Genomic DNA, 20,988 nt, shown 5'->3' on the forward strand with positions numbered 1-20,988 from the left:
GCGGACGCTGTGGGTGTGCCGGCGCATGCTGATGCTGCGCTCAGGCCGACCAACGCCGAGGCCACGGTGGCATAGCGCAGCACGTCACGCCGGGAAACCTCCACGGACTCGACGGTAACAAAGTGACGGTTGAGACTGTTGTAGCCTCGCGAGTCGATTTCGATTCAATATCAGACCGTTATGCCACCGGTGTGGCGTCCTTCCCCGGCCCGGTCACTGAAGACTTCGTCCGCTTCTCCGCCCACACCGCCCGCCGCCGCGCAGGAACCCGGTCGGGCGGCGACTGCGACCGTGACACGACTGGCCCGCGCGCCGAAGCTCCAGGTCGGCGGCGCGGCACCGACAGTGTGGTGTGGCGGACGCGTCAGCTGTCGACCTTCACATCACGCCCCGCAGTCTTCTGCGTCCACTTGTACATCCAGCCGACGACGAGCACGAACGCGATGATGCCGATGATCTCGGCGAGGTTGCCGGTGTTGCTGGTGAAGATGGCGAAGGGGTCTTCGCTGCCGGTGCCGGCGACGAATCCGGCGAAGACGACGCCGTAGAGGCTTTCGCCGACGATCATGCCGGTGGCCAGCAGGACGCCGAGGCGTTTCTTGCGTTCGACGTTGCCGCCGGTGCGGTCGGCCCAGCGGTTGTAGAAGTAGCCCAGCAGTGCGCCGAACGGAATGATCAGCGTCAGGCTCATCGGCAGGTACATGCCCATCCCGACGGCCAGCGGCGGCAGGGCGAATCGTGATGTGCGGTTGAGGATCTCGTCGACAATGATCACCGCGACGCCGATCGCGGCGCCTAGCCCGATCAGCCCCCAGTTCAGGGATCCGCCGAACACGCCTTTGGTCAGCGAGGAGATCAGCGCGGCCTGCGGTGCGGCCAGGGCGTTCTCTTTGGCGCCTGGTGCACCGAGGAACCCGAACGCGCGCTGCATCAAATCGAGCACCGGCGGGATGATCGCCGAACCGAACAGCACGCCAATCACCAACGCCACCTGCTGTTTCCACGGCGTGGCGCCGACCAGCTGGCCGGTCTTGAGGTCTTGCAGGTTGTCGTTGGAGATGGTGGCCACGCCGAAGGTGACGGCCGTGACGAACAGCGTGAAGGCGATCAGCGCGGTGGATTGACTGTCGCTGGTGTGGCCGTACACCAGCTTGATCACCAGCGCGGCGATGAGCACGGTGAGGATGCCGACGCCGGAGATGGGGCTGTTGGACGATCCGATCAGACCGGCCATGTACCCGCACACCGCGGCGATCACCAGGCCGATGAAGAAGACGAATACCAGGCTGGCCACGATGATCCCGGCCGCACTGCCTTGCAGCGCGGTGCCGCGGGTGAACTCCCACAGCAGCAGGGCGATCGGGAGCAACATCACCACGACGGTGCCGATCACGATGGGGAACGGGATGTCGCGTTCGGTGATGTCGACGAGCTGGCCCTGCCGGCGATCGCGCGAGGAGGCCAGGGCGTCGGTGATGCCCTTGATGATCGGACGCAGGATCTTCAGCAGCGTCCACACCGCGGCCACGGCGATCGCCCCGGCGCCGATGAACCGCACCTCGTGCACGAACGCGGTGTCGATGACGTCGGCGAGTGACGTGTCGCCGCCGAACGCTCCGCTGGTGCGGATCGGGAGCATGATGCCGAACGAGATGACCAGCCCGACGAGCATCGCGATGCCGACGGTCATCCCGACCAGATGTCCGACGCCGATCAGCGCGAGCGACAGGCTGGCGCCGAACATCGACCCGCCGGAGCCGACGCGGAAGTAGGCCGCGACGGAGTTGGACAGCACCTTGAGGTTGGCCAAAAGGCCGAACGCAGCGGAGATCACCGAGCCGAACGTGATGACCCGGATACCGATGCGGTTGTCCTCGACGCCACCGCTGCTGTCACCGACCTTGAGCACCTCGGCGGCGGCGACGCCTTCGGGGTAGGGCAGATCCGAGCCGGTCACCAGGGCGCGGCGCAGCGGGATCGAGTACATGACGCCGAGGATGCCGCCGACGGCGCACACGGCCACGGTGATCCAGTAGGGGAACCCCGTCCACCAGCCGATCATGATCAGTCCGGGCAGCACGAAGATGATCGCCGAGAGCGTGCCTGCCGCCGAGGCGACGGTCTGCACGATGTTGTTCTCCACGATGGAGTGGTTGGCGAAATTGCGCAGGATCGCCATCGAGATCACCGCGGCGGGGATGGCGGTGGCAAACGTCAGACCGACCTTGAGGCCGAGGTAGACGTTGGCAGCGGTGAACACCAGCGTGATTGCCCCGCCGAGCAGGATCCCCCGGACGGTCAGTTCACGCAGTGTGGATGTGGTCGGTGACGCGGTCACCTCGGCCCCCTCTTGGTCGCAGGTCAGAGCGCCGCCGACGACCGCGCGGCGATCTGGTGCCTAAACGGTAGGCGTTGAATCGCGCTCGCGAGGGGTGTTCGCGTGGGCTACCTGTCGGCGGCGTGCGCTCAACACCCGATGAACGGTCGTCGCCCGGGTGCGTCATCCGGGTGGGACGGCTCGCGCTGGCCGACACGGTCGTCACCGACGAGAGAGCCGCGCTACGGTGTCGTCCCCAATCGTCTCAACGCCTCCCGAAAGACCGGGTTTGGATTCGCGTCGGGCAGCACCTCGAGCACGTCGGACAAGGCCTGTTCGGCGTCGATCCCAAGGCGTCGCGCACCGTAGAGAGCCGCCACGGTCGGTGTACGGCTGTACGCCTCGACGCAGTGCAACAAGACCGTGCGTCCCTGTGCGCGAAGCTCTTCGACGGTGCGCACGGCGTCGAGCAGGACGAAATCGAGGTGCGGGTTCTCGTCGAAGTCGACACTGTCGATGAGCCGCACCTCGATGTGCGGCATGCCTTCGGGCACGTCGCTGTCCGGAATACGGCACAGCGACACCACCGCGTCCACCTCAGCTGGTGACCGGCGCAACGCATTCACACTGCCGAGCAAGACGTTTGGGTCATGCGGGTGGGGAGTGAGGATGTCGACGCGGGACCAGGAGTAGTCCGGGTCGGTGCTCGGTGTCTTCCGTTCGAGTGTTGTCGCCAGCTGCACGAGTCCGCGGGCTGTGATGCCCGGCCAGCCGTGCAGCAGTGCGCGCCACTGTAGAGGGATCGCTGACGCTCCGTATGCCGCACCGAGCAGGCCGCCGGCGATGGCGGCGACGGTATCGGTGTCGTTGCCGCAGCGCACCGCAGCGTCGAGCCCGCGGCGCAGGTGCTCGGGTGAGCGGCCGTCGGCGGCGGTGGTGGCGATCGCCGACCACGCGGCCTGCAGGGCCGCGACCACCCAGCCGTTGTTGGGAAAGTCTGCTGGGCGTGACGCTTCAGCCTCGTCGAGCCGCTGAGACCAGACCTCGCGGCGGCTGGAGTCGATGTGGCGCAACCCGATTCGCACGTCGAGCTCCGCGGTCAATACGGCGTGCCGAATCGCGCTGCACCACAACACCGTTGCATCGGCGGCGTCGGAATCGAAGTGAGTGAGCTCGCTGATGGCCCGGGCCGCCTCGACCATGGCGTCTTCGTCGTCGAGGTAGGCCAGCGCCACCGGCGCGGTCCGCATCAGTGAACCGTTGCCTGCGGTGCGCCCGGTCTGCGCGTGCAGCGTGGCTGATGCGGCGCGAGCCCCGGCTCCCGACAACGCACCGTCGCGGGCGGCGGCGGTCAGGACCGAGCGGGTCTGGATACCAACATCTTTGGCGCCCAAAGACCATTCATGCCAGCGGGCGACGATCGCGTCGTGCGCGGCAGCGTCGCGAAGATCGGCCCCGGTCGCCGCAACCTCGGCGATGGCGATCGCCATCGCGGTGTCGTCGGTCCACTCGCCCGGCTCCCATGGGCCGCCCCCGACCATCTCCACCGGCAATTCCGGCCCGCGCGCAGGTTCGAATTCGTACGGAGCGCCCAGGGCGTCCCCGGCCGCGGTCCCGAGTAGGACACCCTCGATTCGGTCGTTCAGTGATGCCATGCACGCCCCCTCGGTTTATTTGCGCACTTTTGCGCTAATTGAGTTTCACTGTACGCTGAGGCACTGACATGGACAAGCAGAGTCGTCGAGATAGTCACGGGAAGAGGCTTGAGGACTACCCGCGGCCGTCGGTCGCCGTCGACACTGCGCTGCTGACAATCGATGCCGCACAGGGGCTGGTGGTGCTGCAGGTGCGCCGCCCGAGCGGCCCCGGCTGGGCGTTGCCGGGCACCTTTCTGCACGAGGGTGAGACGCTGGCCGTCGCCGTCAAGCGTTCCCTTGCGGACAAGGCCAACATCCACGGCGTGGTGCCGCGCCAACTCCAGGTTTTCGATGCCCTCGGCCGCGATGACCGGGGCTGGGTGCTGTCCGTCGCGCACGTCGCTGTGGTCCCGGCCGAGCGGTTGGCGACGCGTGTCGTCGAGACCACGCGATTGGTCCCTGTGAACGCCCCGGGCCGACTGGTCTACGACCACGGCAAGATCATCGAACTCGCGGTCGCGGAGATGCGCGGCCGCTACCGGGCGCAACCCGACCCGGACCGCCTGCTGGGTGATGAATTCACGCTGCGGGACCTGCGTCTGACCCATGAGGCCGTGGCGGGAGAACCTTTGCAGCGCGACACTTTTCGTAGGGCGATGGAGAGGCAACTCGAAGCGACCGGTCGTACCACGGGCGGCGGTCGAGGGCGTCCGGCCGAGTTGTTTCGGCGCGCGACGATGTGAGACCCGTCAAGGGTTTACGCGTCGCCGGCGTCGGCTACCCCGAGAGTTCGGCGCAAAACTCCCGAGGAAAGTGGGTGAAACAAGAATGACCCTTACACGCATGACACTGTTGCTCGCCGGACCCGCCGACCTGTGAGGTGACGCCGCCGGCCGTCACCGGAACCCCCGGGCCGACGTCGGGGCCGGGCATTCAGAACGGGCCGTACGGTCCGGCCGGCGAGCAGCCGCCCGTCGGGCACTAGCCCCGCCGGACCGCGGTCAGGGTTCGACTTTCGCGAAACTCCTTCCGTACGGTCGGAACCATGAGTGTGTACAACGTGGCTTTCGAATGGACGGAAACCAACAGGCATTGGCTCATCGAGGTCCCCATCCGCATCGCGGCTTACATCGTCGTCGCGTTGATCGTGCGATTTTTGCTGCACCGCGTGATCGATCGCGCGACCACCGGGAAAGCGCGCGACATCCGTAGCGGGGACATGGAAGTCGAAACCAAGCGGCCACCGTTGGTGCGCTATTTGCGTGACCGAGCATCAGCAGGAGGCAGAGCGGCCGAACGGCGCCAGCAGCGCGCGCAGACCATCGGATCGGTCCTGAATCAACCGTGTCCATCCTGCTGCTGATCTGGGTGGTGCTGGCCGTTCTCAGCACGCTGGGCGTGAACATCGCGCCGTTCATCGCCTCCGCCGGCGTCGTTGGCCTCGCCATCGGCTTCGGCGCCCAGAACCTCGTCAAAGACTTCGTCACCGGCGTCTTCATGCTCTTGGAGGATCAGTACGGCGTTGGTGACACCATCGACGTCGGCGACGTGACCGGGGAGGTGCAAAGCGTCGGCCTGCGGATCACCACGCTGCGCGATATCGACGGCACCCTCTGGTACGTCCGCAACGGCGAGATCTCTCGCGTCGGGAACATGAGCCAGGATTTTGCCGTCGCGCGGGTCGAGGTGCCGGTGGCACTGACCGCTGATGTCGATCGAGCCGAGCGGGTCGCTCTCGACGCCGCGCATGACGTCATCGCCGACCCGACGATGGCCCACAAGGTGGTGGGCGAGCCGGAAATGCTTGGTGTGCAGGAGCTCTCGCCAGATCTGCTCAAGCTGCGCATGACGGTCAAAACCAAGCCCAATGCGCAGTGGGCAGTGCAACGCAGACTGCGGCGAGCGGTTCTGCGGGCCTACGACGAACACGGCATCGACCTGCCATACCCGCAGGGACGCATCCACGCCGTGGTCGGTGGGAAACCGCCCGAGGAGGATTAGTTGTCGGAGGTCTCTGTCATTCTGTTCGGCTCGCGTGTGCGGGCTGTCCGAACAGAAAGATGGAGACATTCCGATGAACACCGGCCAATGCGCACGCGTCGAGCTTTCTACGCGTGAGCGCGAGATTCTGATTGCCTGGCTGAGAACAGAAAGCAAAGCCGCTGTGGGGCGGGCGCTGTTCATCGCTCCCGGCACCGTGGCGACGTATCTGCAGCGGGTGCGTGCGAAGTACGAGCGGGCGGGACGGCCCGCGCCCACCAAGGCAGCGCTGGCCGCGCGGGCGATCCAGGATGGCTACATCGCGCTCGATGACCTGTAATGGTCTGGGTTGATGTGCTTTTCGCCCGACCAGCGGTATGCGGTCAGTGCGCCGCCCTTCACCGCGCTGAAGTCGACGCATGCGGTGTATTCGGTCCAGTCCTGCCGGTGTTTGGGCGTGCCCTGCCGCCAGTAATGGCCATAAATCACCGGGACTTTGCCGGTGTACAGGTGAGACAAGGTGCCTGCCACCTCCAGTTCGGGCAACAGCGGGTAGGGATCGCCGGCTTCTGTGGTGAAATTGCCGCCCATCTCGGCGATGTCGCGCAAGGTGCGGGCCTGGCCGTTCCACCACTGCATGCGGGCGCTCTCCCGACGGTGCCCGTCCTTGTCGTGGTAGGGAGGCTGGTCGTAGTTGACCAGGCTGATCTCGGGGCCCTTCAGCAGCGTCTCGACCGCCGTGAACAACGGATCGTTCCCGTCGCTGGCCGCTACGAGGTGCTTCACATAACCGAACGGCGTGCTCGCGCCGCACCGCTGCTCGACGAGTCTCATCGAGTCCTCGTGCCAGCAGGCATGGACGACGCGCAGGTCACCGAGGTCGAGCCACATCGGAATTGTCGTGAACCACTTCAGATATCGGCGGCGGTCGTCGCCGGTGACCTGGGTGAGAAAGGCGTGGTGCTGGTTGGTGTTCTTCTCGGTGTGCGGACGCAGGAGTGTCCCGCTGCCGGGCGGCCATTCGGTGTCGTAGGCCAGCGCGTTGAACTCGTGGTTGCCCATCACGATCTTTGCGCTGCCGGCATCGACCATGGACTTGACGATATGCAGCACGTGCAGTTGTTCTTCGCCGCGGTCGATCAGGTCGCCGACGAAGATGGCTTGCCGGTTGTCGTGACGGTATTCGCCTGTGCCGTGGGCTTTTTGGTAGTCGAGCTCGACCAGCAACGCTTCGAGTTTGGTGGCGCACCCGTGGACGTCGCCGATGATGTCGTAACCTGCTGTCACTTCCTGGGCTCCCTTCGTACGGTGATCCTGCTTACCGTGGCATCCGAGCGTGGAGGTGGCGTGGCATGCCGGCGGAGCTTGACGACGGCCTCTCAACACGCACCTTGATGGTATCCGGGTGCTCGGACAGGTGGGAGAATCCCACGTGATGCACGTACAGATTTTGGCCGCCGATGACTGGCCGCTCTGGCGTCATCTCCGCCTGCAGGCCCTGGCCGAATCGCCCGACATGTACGGTTCGACGCTGGCCGAGTGGACGGGCGCTGGTGATACGGAAGAGCGTTGGCGCCAAAGGTTTTCCGCAGTTCCGATCAATGTCGTCGTTCACTGTGAGGGTGAACAGGCCGGGATCGTGGGTGCCTACGAGCAGCCCGGCGGTGCGGTGGAACTGATCTCCATGTGGGTCGCACCGGCGGCTCGTGGTCGTGGTGTCGGCGACGCTGCTGTGCAGGCCGTGCTCGAATGGGCCGGAGCCCGCGATGTGGTGCTCTCGGTCAAGTCACACAACCGGCCGGCCATCGCGCTCTACGAACGCAACGGATTCGTCGACGCCGGGCCGTCGCCCGATGATGCCGACGAGCGGTTGATGCGGCGGCCGGCTGAGGAATGGTCGTGACGGCGTCTGCGCGCGGAACTGGTACCTAATTTGGTACCGACAGCGGTATCGTGGGGTATGCCTTCTTTGAACGTGGACTTCGACGAGGCCGAAATGGAGCAGATCCGCGCCGCTGCCCGAGCTGATGACCTGTCGCTGAAAAAGTTCGCGCACGCGGCCATCATGGAACGTGCGAGCATGCACAAGCGCCGGGTCGCGGAGGCGGCACGAATAGTGGCTGAGCGTTCGGCAGAGCTCAACCGGCGTTTGGCGTGATCGAGTACCTCGACCGCGAGGATGTTCTCACCGCAGGCTCCATCGCGTTTGGCGCTGAGCTGAAAGTGCGCGACTACGGCCTGCTCGATGCCGCGGTGGCCCGACCGCAGGCGACAGTTTTCGGAGTCGATGCGTATCCAGAAATCTGGGACAAGGCAGCTGCGATGTTGCAGTCGCTGGCGCGCAACCACGCCCTTGTTGACGGGAACAAGCGCACAGCCTGGGCCGCAGCCTGGACGTTCTTGCATATCAATGGGTTTGAGCTGGCAGCGGACTTCGATGTGGATCGGGCCGAGAATCTCATGAATGAGGTAGCGACCCGCGACCTGGAGCTAGGCGATATCTCGGCTGCGCTGGCGGGGTTTGCCTTGGACGCTGAGCGCTAGATCTGACCGCGGATGCTGCGCAACGCCATGCGCTAGGACCGCCAACTCTCGAGCACGGTCTCGATATCGTCGTACACCCGGTCCCGCGCCAATTGCCGGTCCATGCCTGACATCAGCATTTCGTCGTAAGCGGTGTCCTCGTGGCGGACGGACGCCGCGACGGCGAGCCGCACGGCGTCCGGGTCCAGCGCACGTCCGGCGGCGCTGCGTCCGACCCGGCCACTGCTGCGCGTTGCGGCGTGGCGGGCGATGGCCTCGGCACGGGCCGAGGGGCAGCGTGGGAACTGGGCGAGGATCGCTTCGGCGAACGCCGCCTGGAACTGTACGTCCTCGTCGGCCCGCCGCGCCTGGTCGCGCTCCCGGCGGCGAGCGCGGATCTCGGCATCGGAGAGGCACTCGCGCTCGGCGTGTTCGATTGCCGCGGGCTCGACCAGGATTCCCTGTCGCTCATAGCGTTTCCGTGACCTGCTCCAACGCACCACCACCGCCGAGAGCCCACTGGCTTTCTTCGCGCGTCGCGTCATCGCGGCATCGCCCGAGGGGAGGAACTCCAGGTGCCCGAAATCGGCGCAATCCAGGCACAGCGGGCCCGCGTCCTCCATAAAGAGAAAGTCGCCGGTTCCACCGCACGAAGTGCACGTCCAGTCCTTCACAGGAATGATGGCCACGAGATCGGGTGGTTTGCTCTGTCGCTTTATCGTGCGCTCGTCGAGATTCGGTGATACCCAGTGTGTTCGGTATACGCGGTCGACGGCATCGTCGCCGTCGACACTGAACCGCAGCGTACGGCGGTCACGAGTCGCGGCGACGTAGTCGGTTTCAAATGGGTTGAGACCGCGGCCACGCGCCCACTGTTGGAATGCCGCCAAGGCGGCGGTGACTTTCTGCGGGTTTGTCTGGATGGCGCTTTCGAGCGAATCGATGCTGCCTTGGCGCCACTGCTCGACGTGCGAGTGGGTCAACCAGCCCAACTGCAGGAGGACGTCGATGGCACTCACGTAGCGCTGCGCCTGCAGGACCGCCTCAGCGGCCCGCTCCACACGCTGTTCGAGATTCGTCTGCGCCATGTCAGGCGAGCGTAACTCAGAAGGGCTTGGCTAACCCTCAGCCGCCACCAACGACCCGAGCTTGATGGTCGGATTGTCCCGCTGGAAACCTTCGAGCCGCCACGGCGTCGAGAAGAGCACGAGCATCACGCCGTCGGTGCGGGTCAGAACTTCTGCTGACACTTGGCGATTGACGAAGTCGGCATCTTCGGGGGACACGATGCGGGCCACTTGGTAGGGCAGCGATTCCAAGGAGATCGGCGCGCTGAGTTCGGTGGCCATGCGATGGGCGGCCACTTCGAACTGCATGGGACCGACGGCGGCGAACACCGGTGCCTGATCGCCGCGCTTGTCGGAGCGCAGCACCTGCACGACGCCTTCTTGCTCCAATTGCTCGATGCCCTTGCGGAATTGCTTGTGCTTGCTCGGGTCGGTGCCGCGGGCCACTGCGAAATGCTCGGGGGAGAAGCTCGGAATCGGCGGATATTGCACGGGCACATCGCGATACAGCGTGTCGCCCGGGCGCAGCGCTGCGGCGTTGGCGAGCCCGATCACGTCACCCGGCCAGGCGTCGTCGAGCGTGGAGCGCTGCTGCCCGAACACCGACTGCGCGTACTTGGTGACGAACGGCTTGCCGGTGGCGGCGTGGGTCAGCACGTCGCCGCGTTCGAACGTGCCCGAGACGACGCGGGCATAGGCGATGCGGTCGCGGTGCGCGGAATCCATCCCGGCCTGCACCTTGAACACGAACGCGCTGAACGCAGTATTGGGCGCGCGCCGGACCCCGTCGACGTCTAGCGCGCCGCTCGGAGCGGGAGCGAGTTCGACCAGCACGTCGAGAAGCTGGTTCACCCCGAAGTTCAGCGCGGCCGAGGTGAACAGCACCGGGGAGGCCTCACCGCTGAGGAACGCGTCGCCGTCGTAGTCGGATCCGTCCGCCGAGAGCAGCTCGGATTCCTCGACCGCCGTGTCCCAGTCGATGCCTGCGGCATCGTGCGCCGCGTCGGCCGGGATGTGCTCCTCGGGTGCGATGGTCGCCCCGCCCGCGGTACGGGTGAAGCGGATGAAGTGCCCCTTGCGGCGGTCCATCACCCCGTGGAAGTCTCCGGCGATACCGACCGGCCAGGTCAGGGGAGTGGTGCGCAGCCCGATCCGCTCATGGATCTCGTCCATCAGTTCCAGGGCGTGCCGGCCGGGCCGGTCCCACTTGTTGATGACCGTGATGATCGGGATTCCGCGGTGCTTACACACCTGAAACAACTTGAGCGTCTGCGGTTCGAGACCCTTGGCGGCGTCGATGAGCATGACGGCCGCGTCCACGGCCGTCAGCACGCGGTAGGTGTCCTCGGAGAAGTCGGCGTGGCCGGGGGTGTCGAGCAGGTTGATGACGCAGTCGCGGTAGGGGAACTGCAGGGCCGTCGACGTGATCGAGATGCCGCGGGCCTTCTCCATCTCCATCCAGTCCGACACTGTGGAGCGCCGGCCCGCCTTGCCGTGGATCGCGCCGGCCTCGGTGATGGCGCGGGCATGCAGCGCCAGGGCCTCGGTCAGCGTGGACTTACCGGCGTCGGGGTGGCTGATGACGGCGAAGGTTCTGCGTCGGGCCGCTTCCGCGGAGACACGGTCGCCTTTCGGCGTCTCGGTGGCGGTCGTGGTATCGAGGGCGTTGTCGGTCATCTCGTCAGCGATGGTATGGCCGACCTGCGGAAAATCCGTAATCGAGTTGAGCAGGTCACGCGTCGTGATAGCTCCACGCACGTAGTTGAGCGGCGACATCCTGGAGGTCGGACTCTGCACCGGTGGCCACGCGGATGACGAAGTCGAACCGGTCGTCTTCCGGCGCGCTGATCCGTTGTCCATTGATGGCCAGGAACGTCAGGCAGGCCGTCCACGACAGCCGCTTGCTCCCATCGATCAGGGCCTCGTTGCGCGCCAACGAGTGCATCAGCGCGGCCGCCTTGAGATGGAGATCGGGATAAGCGTCCTCGCCGAAAACCGAAGCGGACGGCCGCGCCAGAGCTGACTCGAGCAACCCGTAGTCACGAACCGCCACGTCGGCTCCGACGGCCCGCCGGGCTATCTCAAGCAGATCTTCGAGATCGAGGTATTCGGTCACGCGTCCTTGAGGCGCTCCAGCACCCCGGCCTCCTCGGCGACTACCCGCTGCAATGCCGCGTCGACCTTGGTCTTGTGTGCGCGGCGCGCGATGTACTCGTCAATGGCGGACAGTGCGACGGCCTGCATGGACCGACCTTCTGCCGCTGCTTGTCGGCGCAGCGCCTCGGTTTGCTCATCAGTGGTTCGGAGTGTCATGCCCACCGGTCCGATGATACCGAAGTGATACCACTGTTGAGCAGTCAGTATTCGTCGGCGATGGCCTGTGCGACCGATCGGATCCGGTTCATGTCCGGTGCCAGATCGACGATGCTGACCACGGGTTGCAGCGTCTTGCCCGCGACCTGAAACTCGTCGCCGACGACGACCTCGAAGATCCCGCTCTCGATGTCGCCGACAAACCGGTGGCCGTCGACGGCGGGCTGCGCGCCGTCGTAAGCGAGCTGGGCCGGGTCCCGATAGTCGAACGATGTGGTCAGCTCCGCGCCGTCGACGCTGAATGTGCAGGTGCTGACCCCGGAGTCCGGCACGTTCCAGTCGACGCGATGCGCGGGCTGAAGCCGTTTGATCGCGGCGCACGGGTCGGCGCCGGTCAGCACGGTGGTCGGATAATCGGAGCCGCCGCGCTGCGGCCGTCCCGCGAATTCGCGGATCGCGGTGCGGACCAACTCTTCACCGATCGGACAGGCATCGACCTTCGGTGGTGCCGTCACCGTCACCATGATCGCGGTGGCGTCGGGATAGCGGGCGACGAAGTTGCAGCTCCAGCTCACCAGCTGGTCTTTCGGCGGAGCGTTCGGTGCGTCCAGCGACGAGGTCGAGCTGACGTCGACCCCATCGATGGTGCGATGTTTGACCCAGCTGTCCTCTTTGGCGGGCGTCGCCGGACCGACGTTGAGGCCCAGTGACACGTCGACCTTGTCGCCGGGTTCGCCGATCCGCGCGTCGCAACCCAGAACCGACGTCGGTCCCAGCACCGTCAGACTCTGACCGGCCACGGACTGTTCGCCGCCGTACAGCGCACACGTGTCGACACCACGAACGCTGCGCAGCACATCTTGTCGGTCAGTGCCGGCCGGGTGCGTGGGCGACGCTGCCGGCGTGGCGGTCTCACCTGTGCATGCGGTCGTCAGCAACACCGATGCCAGCACCGCAACCCCGATTGCTATTCGCACGGTCGAAGCCTAGGGCCTGTTTCGGGGCCGCTGACTCGCCAAAATGTGATCGCGCCGGCGGTACCAGATTTGGTGGTAGCACCGGCGATAGCGCGTTTCGCGAGCGCCTTTACCTCACGCGAGCAACGACCACATCACGACGGCGGGAACTAGCCGTGCCCGTCGCGCCAGAGCGGGCCTGGCCCGGTTAGGATTAGCGCACCCGATCGGCGCTCGATCGATACGGCCCTCGCCGGAAACACATTGGAGTGACGTTGACGTCTGTTCGCCGTGCCTGCCTTGCGGTCGCGTTTGCTGTGCTCGCCGTGCTCGGCGGTGTGGTCGTCACCGCCTTGCCGGACTGCAGCGAGCATTGCCAGACGCTCGCCGCCGCGCCTCCCGGGGCTCCGCAGGCGTCGCCCACCGAGCCGGCCAAACTCACGATCACCCCGAAGCCCAACGCCGAGGTTGATCCGCTGGCACGCATTCTCGTGACCGCCGAGACCGGCACGATCGACAGCGTCACCATGGTCAACGACGCCGGTAAGGCAATCCCCGGCGTCCTCACGCCGGACGCGAAGACCTGGAAGCCGACGACGTCGCTCGGCTTCGGCCGCACCTACACGATGACGGTTTCGGCGAAGGGCCCCGGCGGCATGCCGACCCGGCAGGTCACCACCTTCAGCACCCTCACCCCGAGCAGCCAGGCGCAGGTATACCTCGACGGCACCTCGGGCGGCATGCTGCAGGACGGCGCGAAGTACGGCGTCGGCATGGTGATCGTGGCGCGCTTCGACGAGCCGATCACCGACAAGGCCAGCGCCGAGCGCCGGCTCAAGGTCACGACGAATCCGCCAGTCTTCGGAGCCTGGAACTGGATCGACGATCAGACCGCACACTGGCGGCCGGAGAAGTACTACGCGCCGGGCACCCAGGTCACCGTCAACGCCGACATCTACGGCGCCCGACTCGGCGACGGCCTCTACGGCGCCGAGGACGAGAAGGTGTCGTTCACCATCGGCGACTCGCACATCTCGATCGCCGACGACAACACCAAACAGGTCAGCGTCTTCGAGAACGGCAAGCTGGTCCGCACCATGCCGACCTCGATGGGCATGGGTGGCACCGAAACCATCGGCGACACCACGCTGAGCTTCTGGACGCCGCGCGGCATCTACACCGTGATGGACAAGGCCAACCCGGTGATCATGGATTCCTCGACGTTCGGCCTACCCGTCAACAGCCGGCTGGGCTACAAGGAGACCATCCCGTACGCCACCCGGATCAGCACCGACGGCATCTACCTGCATCAGCTCAACGCGACCGTGTGGGCGCAGGGCAACACCAATACCAGCCACGGCTGCCTGAACCTCAACAGCGAGAACGCCAAGTGGTTCTTCGACTTCGCCGTGCCCGGTGACATCGTCGAGGTCCGTAACACCGGCGGCGAACCGCTGACCCTCAAACACAACGGCGACTGGAGCGTGCCGTGGGGCCAGTGGATCCAGGGCAGCGCGCTGCGCTGATCGGATCCACGGCCGTGTGGCGGGTGCTTCTCATCCTGACGACGGTCCTCGGGCTGGGCGCCGGGCTCGCGGCGCCGGCGACCGCCGCTCCACCCGGCTTTCCCGACGTGGGCGCGTTCTCCGCGGCGGACCCGTCGCAGTACGTGCAGCGCTCCAAGTTCGACACCATCGGGTTCACGACGCCGACGCTGACCTGCAGCTGGGACTACATCGACGATCCCAACCGGCACGTCCCCGTGCAGTGCTACGGACAGCTTCCCGGGCTGCCGGGTGCATCAGGCGCTGCGTGCGCATCGGTCTACCAGCCGGCCCGTTCGTCGGCGGACACCTATGTCTCGTCGGTGTACGTGTTCACCCGCGGCGGCGACACGACGTGCGCGCCGCCCGACGGGTTTCCGCGGCTCGCCGTGGGCCAGAAGCTCACGGCGACGAACAACACGTGCGTGGTGACCGCCGACGGCGTCGCGTGCATCGACCCGGTCGTGAACCACGGCTTCGTGCTGCAGCCCGCAGGCAGTTGGGTGTTCTAGCCGTGCGCCGGGGGATGGTCGTCGCGCTCGCGGTGACGCTCGCCGTCGTCGTGGCGATCGTTGCGGTGGTGCTGTGGACCCGCCGCGACAACGCGGAGGCTGCGCCGACGCCACAGCTGATCGGGTTCTCGCTGGACCGCACACCGGTCGACGGCTGGCGGATCACGAGTGCCGACGTCGGTCTGCCCGACGACGTCTCCATCGGAAAACCGTTCGGCAGCAGCGGCGACCGCGCCTACTTCCTCACCGAATGCGGCTCCCGGTGTGGCGGCGGGTTCGTCTACGGGATCGACCTGCGCACCGGCGCCCGGCTCTTCCCGCCGGTGTTGCTCGACAGGCCGGACGACCACACCTGCCATCTCAACGGACCGTCGGCCGCGATCTGTCTCTCCGGCAAGCGTGTCTGGGTCGTCGATCTCGAACACGGTTCGGTGGCCCATAGCGGTGACACCGACCTGCAGGAGGACGGCGTCACTGGGCCGAACGTGCGGCCCGTCGGGAATCCGCGCGGCGAGACCCGGCTCGTGGCGACCGTGCCGGGCAAGGGCGTCTACGGGCTGGGCTCGAAGGCCGAGCTGACGTGGTTCGTCCCCGGCAGCGGTCAGTTGGTGCTGTCGCCGCCGACGGTCACCGATGCCGCGCCGCTGACATTGGCCACGCAAATCCCGACCCCCGACGATCCGCACTACCGCGTCTTCTCCGTCGTCGACGGCACGGTGAAAACACCCGAGCCGCCCGACGGCGCGACGCTGCGCCGGGCCGTCGCCTACCCAGGCGGATTCGCCTATCAGTACGAGACCGGGAACACCGCGGGCGTGCTGTTCTACAACACCGCGGGCAGGCTGCGGGCCCAGCATCAACTCAAGGGTTACAACCTGCTCGACAACACCGTCGTCCCGATCGTGCTCGATCAGCCGGTCTTCCGGGTTTACGCGCCCGACGGACAACAACGCCTCGAACTACCCGCGGCCGATGCTCTGTACCGGGCGCCGCAATTCCGGGTCGTCGGCAACAACCTCTACGTCCAGTCCGGCCAGACCTGGCAGCAGTGGAATCTGCAGACCGGGCAGGCCGGCGCGACCTGCCCGCTCGACCTCACCCACTTCGTGGGCTCCGACGGGCGCATCGTCATGAGCGAGGAGTACCACGGCTACACCCGCGACATAGTTGCCGTCGATACCGCCAATTGCCAAGAGCGCTGGCGCATTACCCTCGACGGACGCGAGGATGTCGTCGAACAGGTCGGCACGTCGCTCATTCACCGCACGGCCCACGAACTGGCGGCGCTGCGCCAGCCGTCGTGATCAGGCCGTCAGATCCCTGAGGTCATCGAACGACGACGCGATGACAGCCGCCAGCCCGGCCCCGGAGTCGTCGGTGATCCACCGCGTGAACGCGACTTTGAACACCGCCACCCCCGTTTCGGCGGCCAGCCGTGCCACCGCATCGCCGACGCCGCGACGCCGCAACGCCTCGGCCATCTCGACGGTCAGGGTCGCGAGCTTGATGAGCTCGCGCTCCTGAAGGCCGGGGTGCGCGTCGATGATGGCTTGGCGGCGCCGGGCATGGTCGACGCGGCCTTCGAACACGGGACCCAGTGCGGCCAGCGCGGTGGCGATGACCTCGAGCGGACGCGCGTCGTCGGGGGCTTCGGCGATGGCCGTGACGAGGAGTTCGGTGAGCAGGGTCTGCCCGCCGAACAGCACCTCGCGTTTGTCGGCGAAGTAGCGGAAAAACGTGCGCTCGGTCAGCCCTGCCCGCTCGGCGATCTCGGCGACGGTGGTCTGGTCGAACCCTCGCTCGGTGTAGAGCTGCAGGGCGGCTTCTTCCAGGCGATCATGCGCGTTGGGCTCCCACCGGCTCATAACTTTCGAGTCTAGGGAATGTCAGTGACTGTCATCGCGTTGCGCAGCTATGGCAGTCACTGACATCAGGAGGTTTTCATGAAGGTCTTCGTCACCGGCGCGTCCGGATTTGTGGGGTCCGCGGTCGTCCGCGACCTCATCGCCAACGGGCACGACGTCCTCGGCCTGGCGCGCTCCGACGCGTCGGCCGATGCCCTCACTGCGGCCGGGGCCCGTGTGCACCGCGGTGATCTCGACGATCCCGACACCTTGCGCGCAGCCGCCGACGCCAGCGACGGCGTCATCCACCTGGCGTTCCGCCACGACTTCGACAACTTCGCCGACGCGGGAGAGCTGGACCGTCGCGCCATCGAGGTCCTCGGAACCACGCTGGCAGGGTCGGATCGCCCGCTCGTCGTCACCTCCGGCATGGCGGGGCACAACCCGGGCGGGGCGCTCACCGAGAACGATCCATTCCAACCCGGTCTGCCCCGGTTGTCCGAGCCCGCCGTGCTGGCCTTCGCCGACAAGGGCGTGCGGGCCTCGATCGTGCGGCTTTCACCCACCACGCACGGCGAGGGTGACCATGGCTTCGTGCCGCGGCTGATTCAGATCGCGCGGGAGAAGGGCGTCGCGGCCTACGTCGGCGACGGCGCCAATCGCTGGCCGGCCGTGCATCGCCGCGATGCCGCGCCGCTGTTCCGCTTGGCCGTCGAACAGGCTCCCACCGGGACGGTCCTGCATGCCGTGGCCGAGGAGGGGGTGGCCGGCCGTGACATCGCCACCGCCATCGGCCGCCATCTCGACGTGCCGGTGACCTCGGTTCCCGTCGAGCAGGCCTTCGACCACTTCGGGTGGATCGGCGGCGTGTTCGCGCTCGACATCCCGGCATCCAGCGCACTGACGCGGGAGCGTTTCGGATGGGAGCCGACGGGCCCCGGCCTGCTCGACGACTTGGCCCAGGGGCACTACTTCGCGTGAAAACGACTGGTAGACGGCGCTGTTGACAGGCGGAACGGGCGACTGCGCCGTCGTACCGGTACCCTCATGGGCGATTGACGAACGATCGGAGGTCATCCATGGACCTCGTACTGGGTCTCTCGATGACATCGAACGTCGTCCGGTGGGTACTGGTCGACGGGATCACGGGCGAGGGTGCCCCTGTCGACCGCGGGGCACTGGACATATCCGACGCCGACACGTTTGACGCCGAGGCGCTGCTGGAAAACGTGCTCGGCGGCGGCGAGCTGCATGCGGTCGGCCTGACCTGGTCGGCCGGCGCCGACGCAGTGGCCGCCAAGGTCCGCTCGGCACTCGACGCCGTCGGTGGCGGGGCCCGCGTGGTCGACGTGCCCGACGTCGAGGCGGCCGAGGTGCTGGCCGGCGGCATCGCCGAGATCTCCGACTACCACTTCCTCGTGGTCTGCCTGGTCGAGCCTGACGCCGCGCTGATCGCGACGGTCAACGACCAGCGCGTCCGTGCTGAGCGCATCGACCGCATCGACTCCGCGCTGGTTGATCAGGCCAGCTCCGCGGTCCGCAACGCGCGTCCGAGTCCCGACGCGGTCTTCGTCCTCGGCTCAGACGTCGAGGCCGCCGACGCGTTGGTGGCCGTGTTGCGTGACGAGACGGCCCGGCCGGTCTTCACCGCTGCAGAAGCCGATCTCGCCCTGACCCGCGGCGCCGCCTTGGCCGCGGCTCGCACGGTCAACGCCGCGCCTGCGCCGGTTGCCAAGCCGCTGATGTCCCGCGTCGGGGTGCTGTCGTCGGTGCTGGCTGCCGCGGTCGTCGTTTTCGTCGTCTCGTTGTCGCTCGCGCTCGGGCTGCGACTGACCCCTCCCGAGACGGAACTGAACAACACCGGCGCCGTGGAGCAGTCCGTGCGGCCCGCCCCGCCGCCGGTCGCACAGCCCGCCGTCGTCCATCCCGCACCGGCCGCCCCGCCGCCGGTCCACGAGACGGTCGCCGCCGCTCCGCCGCCTGCTCCCGTGCAGGAGGCTTCGGTTCCCGAACCCGCGTACGTTCCGCCGGCACCGGAACCGGAGTACGTGCCGCCGGCTCCCGAACCGGCGTACGTTCCACCGGCCCCGCCGGAACCGCCGGTCTATGTGCCGCCGCCCGTGCCCGTGTACGCACCCCCGCCGCCCCCGCCGCGGCTGCGCGATCGGATCATCGAAAAGATCCCGCTGATCAACCGCTTCCACTGACGCTGGTCAGTCAGGCCTTGAACTGCTGGTCACTGACGCCGTTCACTGGCGCCATTACTGACGCCGCTCACTGAGCCGTCGGCTGACGCCTTTCACTGGCGCTGGTCACTGACGCCTTTCACTGGCGCCGTCGGGGGATTACCGGGGCATTGTCGCGCGCGGCAAAGCGTGCGTCGTTGTGCCCGCCTGTTAGCGACAATCGAGCGACAATCGCCTCCTGGGTACCTCGTGTCCCGGTAGCCCCAGGGAGGCCAGTCCCAGCGGCCGCTTGCGTCACTGGAGTCGTTGTCAGCCCCATCAGCCCCGTGCCCGGCTGATAGCGACACTGTCGCTCGTAGTCGGGCACCCCCAAAACTGTTGCGCACGAGGGTGATTGGGCTCAAGTGGTGTGAGTTTCGATCGGGTGCGATGCGGAAGCGGCAGGCGATACGCGTGTGGCGATTGTCGCTCGATTGTCGCTAACAGGCGGGCAACTCGAGTACGCGTTCTGTCGCCGTGACCGAAGTGACGGGTGTGACGACCTACTCCCGCCACACCCGTTCGAATGGCAGCCGCCACGCATTGGGTGCGATGAGCTGATGGATGGCGTTGGGACCCCAGGTGCCCTGCGGGTACATCTTGACGACCGGCGGATCCTCCAGCAGCGGCTCTGAGCGTTCCCACAGCGACTCGATGCCTTCGGCGGTCGTGAACAGCGTGTGATCGCCGCGCATGGCATCGAGGATCAGTCGCTCGTAGGCCTCCAGCACGTCGGCGATCTCCGCGGTCTCCTGAGTGGAGAACTGCATCGAGAGTTTCTCCAGCCGCATGCCGGGTCCGGGTCGCTTGCCGTAGAACGACAACGACACCTTTGACGCGTCGGCCAGATCGAAGGTCAGGTGATCGGGCCCCTGCGCGCCGACCCCGGAACCCGCAGGGAACATCGTCCGCGGTGCTTCTTTGAACGCGATCGAGATGATGCGCTGCCCCTCGGCCATCCGTTTGCCGGTGCGCAGGTAGATCGGCACCCCGGCCCAGCGCCAGTTGTCGATGCCGACCTTGAGCGCGATGAACGTCTCGGTCTCCGAATCCGGCGCCACGCCGTTCTCGTCGCGGTAACCCTGGTACTGGCCGCGCACCACGTCGGCGGTGTTGATCGGCAACATCGACCGGAACACCTTGTTCTTCTCCTCGCTGATGGCGCGGGGCTCCAGTGCGGTCGGCGGCTCCATCACGACGAACGCCATCACCTGGAACAGGTGGGTGACCACCATGTCCTTGAACGCGCCGGTGCTCTCGTAGAAGTTGGCGCGCTGATCCAGGCCGAGGGTTTCGGGGATGTCGATCTGGATGTGGTCGATGAAGTTGCGATTCCAGATCGGCTCGAACAAGCCGTTGGCGAACCGGAACGCCAGGATGTTCTGCGCGGCCTCTTTGCCGAGGAAGTGGTCGATGCGGAAGATCTGGGATTCCTTGAATGTCTTGTGCACGAACGCATTCAGCGCGACCGCACTCTGCAGATCGGTTCCGAATGGCTTTTCCATGACGACCTTGGAGCGCTTCACCAGATCGGCGTCCTTGAGCATGGTGATGACGGACTCGGCCGCCTTGGGCGGTACCGACAGATAGTGCAGCCGACGGACATCGGGGCCCAGCTCGTCCTCGGCGGCGGTGACGGCGGCGGCCAGCGCTTCCGGGCCCGCGCTCTGCGGCACGTACTGCACCTTGTCCGCGAAGCTCTTCCACTGCTCATCAGTGGGGTGACGCGTGGCGAACTCATCCACAGCAGCCTTGGCGTGCTCGAGGAACTGCTCCTTGGTGTAATCCTCCAAAGAGGTGGCCACCACCCGGACGTCGGGGCTGAAGCTCGACTGGTCCAGATACGCCAGCCCCGGGATCAGCTTGCGCTTCGCCAAATCCCCGGTCGCGCCGAACAGCACGATGACGTGCGGCGGCAGCACTTCGCCGTTGGCGCGCGTCGGACGGGAACCGGGTGCGGGGTAGGCGACGGTCTGCGCCTTATCGGGAGCCACGTTGTGCATCCTGGCAGGCTGCCGTGCACTGATGGCGTCGGTTGGGTTAACTCGCGTAGAGATGGCCCGCCGGAAG

At 66.6% G+C, this 20,988-nt stretch carries 20 protein-coding genes and 1 pseudogene; 11 read left to right on the top strand and 10 right to left on the bottom strand.

Annotated features, from left to right (window positions below; genetic code table 11):
- Positions 1-364: 364 nt before the first annotated feature.
- Entirely contained in the window at positions 365-2,338 is a 1,974-nt protein-coding gene (locus A5784_RS24245) for an OPT family oligopeptide transporter (RefSeq protein ID WP_232006232.1), read from the bottom strand.
- Positions 2,339-2,559: 221 nt separating this feature from the next.
- Entirely contained in the window at positions 2,560-3,972 is a 1,413-nt protein-coding gene (locus tag A5784_RS24250; RefSeq protein WP_064947432.1) for an ADP-ribosylglycohydrolase family protein, read from the bottom strand.
- Positions 3,973-4,040: 68 nt separating this feature from the next.
- Between A5784_RS24250 and A5784_RS24255 the strand changes: the two genes are divergently transcribed.
- The 3 genes and pseudogenes from A5784_RS24255 (at position 4,041) to A5784_RS24265 (ending at position 6,274) form a co-directional block, all read left to right on the top strand.
- A complete protein-coding gene (locus A5784_RS24255) occupies positions 4,041-4,697 on the top strand; it encodes an NUDIX hydrolase (protein WP_064947433.1) in 657 nt (218 codons plus the stop codon).
- A gap of 302 nt (positions 4,698-4,999) precedes the next feature.
- A pseudogene (locus A5784_RS24260) lies at positions 5,000-5,955 on the top strand (mechanosensitive ion channel family protein).
- Between the two features lie 73 nt (positions 5,956-6,028).
- Positions 6,029-6,274, top strand: a complete 246-nt coding sequence (locus A5784_RS24265) for a LuxR C-terminal-related transcriptional regulator (protein ID WP_156750751.1) — start codon at positions 6,029-6,031, stop codon at positions 6,272-6,274.
- Here the strand turns inward: A5784_RS24265 and A5784_RS24270 are convergent.
- On the bottom strand, positions 6,250-7,221 hold the full coding sequence (locus tag A5784_RS24270) for a metallophosphoesterase (RefSeq protein WP_064947435.1): 972 nt from the start codon (positions 7,219-7,221) through the stop codon (positions 6,250-6,252). The two genes, A5784_RS24265 and A5784_RS24270, sit on opposite strands and share 25 nt — an antisense overlap.
- Positions 7,222-7,369: 148 nt before the next feature.
- Between A5784_RS24270 and A5784_RS24275 the strand changes: the two genes are divergently transcribed.
- From A5784_RS24275 to A5784_RS24285, 3 genes are read left to right on the top strand one after another with little or no spacing between them, the layout of a single operon-like run.
- The gene (locus A5784_RS24275) at positions 7,370-7,837 is read left to right on the top strand and encodes a GNAT family N-acetyltransferase (protein WP_232006233.1); all 468 of its coding nucleotides are present in this window, start codon (positions 7,370-7,372) and stop codon (positions 7,835-7,837) included.
- Between the two features lie 57 nt (positions 7,838-7,894).
- Positions 7,895-8,092 carry a hypothetical protein gene (locus A5784_RS24280; protein WP_064947436.1) on the top strand — a complete coding sequence of 66 codons (198 nt, stop codon included), beginning with the start codon at positions 7,895-7,897 and terminating at the stop codon, positions 8,090-8,092.
- Positions 8,089-8,478 carry a type II toxin-antitoxin system death-on-curing family toxin gene (locus A5784_RS24285; RefSeq protein WP_064947437.1) on the top strand — a complete coding sequence of 130 codons (390 nt, stop codon included), beginning with the start codon at positions 8,089-8,091 and terminating at the stop codon, positions 8,476-8,478. Before A5784_RS24280 ends, A5784_RS24285 begins: the two co-directional genes overlap by 4 nt.
- A gap of 32 nt (positions 8,479-8,510) precedes the next feature.
- Here the strand turns inward: A5784_RS24285 and A5784_RS24290 are convergent, their stop codons facing one another.
- The 5 genes from A5784_RS24290 to A5784_RS24310 are packed head-to-tail and all read right to left on the bottom strand — an operon-like array spanning position 8,511 to position 12,814.
- Entirely contained in the window at positions 8,511-9,545 is a 1,035-nt protein-coding gene (locus A5784_RS24290) for a DUF2293 domain-containing protein (protein ID WP_064947438.1), read from the bottom strand.
- 30 nt (positions 9,546-9,575) lie between these two features.
- Positions 9,576-11,201, bottom strand: a complete 1,626-nt coding sequence (locus tag A5784_RS24295; RefSeq protein WP_064947503.1) for a peptide chain release factor 3 — start codon at positions 11,199-11,201, stop codon at positions 9,576-9,578.
- Positions 11,202-11,256: 55 nt separating this feature from the next.
- Complete coding sequence (locus tag A5784_RS24300) at positions 11,257-11,640, bottom strand: type II toxin-antitoxin system death-on-curing family toxin (protein WP_064947439.1); 384 nt, start codon at positions 11,638-11,640, stop codon at positions 11,257-11,259.
- Positions 11,637-11,843, bottom strand: coding sequence for a hypothetical protein (locus tag A5784_RS24305; RefSeq protein WP_064947440.1), 207 nt, complete (start codon positions 11,841-11,843; stop codon positions 11,637-11,639). Before A5784_RS24305 ends, A5784_RS24300 begins: the two co-directional genes overlap by 4 nt.
- A gap of 38 nt (positions 11,844-11,881) precedes the next feature.
- On the bottom strand, positions 11,882-12,814 hold the full coding sequence (locus tag A5784_RS24310; RefSeq protein ID WP_156750752.1) for a hypothetical protein: 933 nt from the start codon (positions 12,812-12,814) through the stop codon (positions 11,882-11,884).
- 248 nt (positions 12,815-13,062) lie between these two features.
- On the opposite strand from A5784_RS24310, the gene A5784_RS24315 reads away from it, so the two are divergent.
- The 3 genes from A5784_RS24315 to A5784_RS24325 are packed head-to-tail and all read left to right on the top strand — an operon-like array spanning position 13,063 to position 16,153.
- Entirely contained in the window at positions 13,063-14,319 is a 1,257-nt protein-coding gene (locus A5784_RS24315; RefSeq protein ID WP_064947442.1) for a L,D-transpeptidase, read from the top strand.
- Entirely contained in the window at positions 14,292-14,849 is a 558-nt protein-coding gene (locus tag A5784_RS24320; RefSeq protein WP_064947443.1) for a hypothetical protein, read from the top strand. The genes A5784_RS24315 and A5784_RS24320 overlap by 28 nt, the downstream gene beginning before the upstream one ends.
- A gap of 2 nt (positions 14,850-14,851) precedes the next feature.
- Complete coding sequence (locus tag A5784_RS24325; RefSeq protein ID WP_156750753.1) at positions 14,852-16,153, top strand: 9-bladed beta-propeller domain-containing protein; 1,302 nt, start codon at positions 14,852-14,854, stop codon at positions 16,151-16,153.
- Here A5784_RS24325 and A5784_RS24330 read toward each other — a convergent pair whose 3' ends face one another.
- Positions 16,154-16,714, bottom strand: a complete 561-nt coding sequence (locus tag A5784_RS24330; protein ID WP_064947445.1) for a TetR family transcriptional regulator — start codon at positions 16,712-16,714, stop codon at positions 16,154-16,156.
- Positions 16,715-16,792: 78 nt separating this feature from the next.
- Between A5784_RS24330 and A5784_RS24335 the strand changes: the two genes are divergently transcribed.
- Positions 16,793-17,674, top strand: coding sequence for an SDR family oxidoreductase (locus A5784_RS24335; protein WP_064947446.1), 882 nt, complete (start codon positions 16,793-16,795; stop codon positions 17,672-17,674).
- Between the two features lie 98 nt (positions 17,675-17,772).
- Positions 17,773-18,900 (top strand): DUF7159 family protein, encoded by a 1,128-nt coding sequence (locus tag A5784_RS24340; protein ID WP_064947447.1) that lies wholly within the window; start codon positions 17,773-17,775, stop codon positions 18,898-18,900.
- Between the two features lie 521 nt (positions 18,901-19,421).
- Here A5784_RS24340 and zwf read toward each other — a convergent pair.
- Positions 19,422-20,921 (bottom strand): glucose-6-phosphate dehydrogenase, encoded by a 1,500-nt coding sequence (zwf, locus tag A5784_RS24345; protein ID WP_064947448.1) that lies wholly within the window; start codon positions 20,919-20,921, stop codon positions 19,422-19,424.
- Positions 20,922-20,988: the final 67 nt, after the last annotated feature.

This window comes from Mycobacterium sp. 852013-50091_SCH5140682, assembly GCF_001665685.1.
Classification (GTDB): Bacteria; Actinomycetota; Actinomycetes; order Mycobacteriales; family Mycobacteriaceae; genus Mycobacterium.